At 66.2% G+C, this 2,516-nt stretch carries 2 protein-coding genes and 1 tRNA gene; 1 reads left to right on the top strand and 2 read right to left on the bottom strand.

Annotated elements, in window-relative coordinates; genetic code table 11:
* Positions 1-1,253 (bottom strand): pyruvate kinase (pyk, locus tag VJ307_06165; protein ID HJX73725.1); only part of this gene is annotated, 1,253 nt, incomplete at its 3' end.
* Positions 1,254-1,397: 144 nt separating this feature from the next.
* Between pyk and VJ307_06170 the strand changes: the two genes are divergently transcribed.
* Positions 1,398-1,484, top strand: a tRNA-Leu gene (locus VJ307_06170).
* Positions 1,485-2,003: 519 nt separating this feature from the next.
* Here VJ307_06170 and VJ307_06175 read toward each other — a convergent pair.
* The coding region (locus VJ307_06175; GenBank protein ID HJX73726.1) for an IS1634 family transposase at positions 2,004-2,516 on the bottom strand (513 nt) is incomplete at its 5' end.

Here is a 2,516-nt window from a genome sequence, read left to right on the forward strand (position 1 = left end):
CCGCGGTAGAGCGCCATCCGGCGGGCCGAGGACCTCTTCGGAGTGAACGCGAGGACCGGCGCCCCGGGACGGAACTTCGAGACGATCCTGGCCGTGTGGCCGGACCGGGTGAAGACGACGATCGCTTTCGCGCCCAAAGAGGCGGCGGCACGGACCGCGCTTTCCGCCACGACTCCCGGGACGCCGTACGATGCGCAGAGATCCGGAGCGGGGGAGTGCCGTTCCTTTTCGGCGGCGGAGAGGATCCTCCGCATCGTCTTCACCGCTTCCACGGGGTACGCGCCCACCGACGTCTCCCCGGAGAGCATCACCGCGTCGCTGCCGTCCAGGACCGCGTTGGCGACGTCGGACGCCTCGGCCCGGGTCGGGACGCGGCTGCGGGTCATCGACTCGAGCATCTGGGTCGCCGTGATCGCCGTCACCCCGGCCAGGGCCGCCTCCCGGAGAATCCGTTTCTGCAGGCCGGGCACTTCCTCGATCGCCGTCTCGACGCCCAAATCCCCCCGGGCGACGATCACGCCGTCCGACTCGGTAAGGATCTCCCCGAGGTGCGAAAGCGCCTGGGCCTTTTCGAGCTTCGCGATCACGTGCGTGTCCTTGCCGGCGCGCCGTATCCGCCTCTTCAAATCCCGCACGTCCTCCGCCCCGCGCACGAACGAGAGGGCGACGAAATCCACACCGCGGGAAAGGCCGAACGAAAGATCGTGCAGGTCCTTTCTTGTGAGCGGCGGAAGGGAGACCTCCCTCCCCGGGAGGTTGACCCCTTTGCGGTCCCCCACCTCGCCCCCTTCCGCCACCCGGCACAGCACGTTTTTCCCCCGCACCTCGCGGACGACGAGGCGCACCAGGCCGTCGCTCAGGAAAACGGCGTCGCCCCGCGCGACATCCCCGGAGAATCCCTTGTAGTCGACGGACGCGACGGTCGCATCTCCCTCCACTCGTTCCGTGGTGAGGGTGAAGGAGGAGCCGCGCGCGAGGACCGCCTTCCCCCCGGAAAATGTCCCCAGGCGGATCTTGGGTCCCTGAAGATCCTGCATGATGGCTACGTGCCTTCCCTGCGAGGTGGCCTCCTTGCGGATCCGCGCGATGGCCTCCCCATGCCACGCATGCGTCCCGTGGGAGAAGTTGAACCTGGCAACGGACATCCCCTCGCGAATCAGGGCGGAAAGGATTTTTCTATCGGCGCTGGCAGGGCCGATGGTGCACACGATCTTCGTGGCGGGCAGCCCCGACGTTCCTTCCGTGCCTCGCATCCCCCTCCTCCGTGTTCCCCCGGGAGGCCCTTGCGGAGCGCCCCCCGAAGTCATCACCTTACTACAGCGCGGACTTTCCGGGGGAGGCTTGGTTTTTCCCGTTCCCGTGTGTATAAGTAAAAATGCACTACATCGGGAATCTGCGCCGGAGTGGCGGAACTGGCAGACGCGCGGGACTCAAAATCCCGTGGCCGCAAGGCCGCGAGGGTTCGACCCCCTCCTCCGGCACCAGTCTTTTCCCCAGTGCCGGTCCATGGGGGGCGAACCGGCTTCGGGCGCCGACGAAGAGGAGGAAAAGCGCGACTTTAGGAGCGCGGAAGCCCGGAGCCGCGCCGCAAAGGCCGATGGCGTGACCGCCGAGGCTTAAGGCGGGCGACCCCCTCCTCCGGCACCAGTCTTTTCCCAGAGCCGGTCCATGGGGGTCGAACCGGCTTCGGGCGCCGAGCGGCAGGGCGGGGACACTCCTCAACCACACCACCGACCAGAGCAAAATCAGGAGATGTCCCCGGTGGACAGGGGGCGCGGAAGGCCCGAGCCGCGCCGCAAAGGCCGATGGCGTGACCGCCGAGGCTCAGGCGGGCGACCCCCTCCTCCGGCACCATTATTTTTCAGGCAGTTACGTGCCCCATGGGATTTGCGGAAGGGTCATTTTAGTCGACTGTGCCACTAAACGGAAGTTCCTCTGACTTGCGATCAGGAATCCCCTTTGATGTCAGCAGGTTGGTTTGATATTGTCGTGCAGCGTTCTGTCTACCCCCGGATGGTGTCCAGCAAGGCCAGGGCCCGTGCCTGCTTCGGATTGGGCGTGGTTGTAATCCGGAAGGTCGGCTCGGAAGGTTCGGCCCCGGGGCGGCGGCAGGTGTTCCGGACGATTCCGCCCAGTTCCGTCAACAGCGTCCGGAAGCTGTGGGCCGCCGTGTCGTCGTCGATGCGCTTGGTCGCCGCCTTGCAAAGCGCCCCCTCGGAACGCTTCGCCGACGCCACGGGATCGCGTTTCTCCTTGGCCTTTTGATCCTCGTCGGCGAACAACAGCGGCCGCCAGGCTTCGAGCATATGCCATTCCACGTAGTACGAGAGCATGCACAGAAAGATGTGGGCACGCACCCGATCCTCGAGCCGGTGCCGGATCGGGCGCACCAGAAGGTCGATCGACTTGAGTGAGCGGAACGCCCGCTCGACATCGGAGAGACTCTTGTAGCTGCGCACGGCGTCTTCGGCGCTGATCCGTTCCTTGGGCAGGCTGGTGCGGATCACGTAGATCCC

It is taken from the genome of Candidatus Deferrimicrobiaceae bacterium (assembly GCA_035256765.1).
GTDB lineage: Bacteria > Desulfobacterota > Deferrimicrobia > Deferrimicrobiales > Deferrimicrobiaceae > CSP1-8.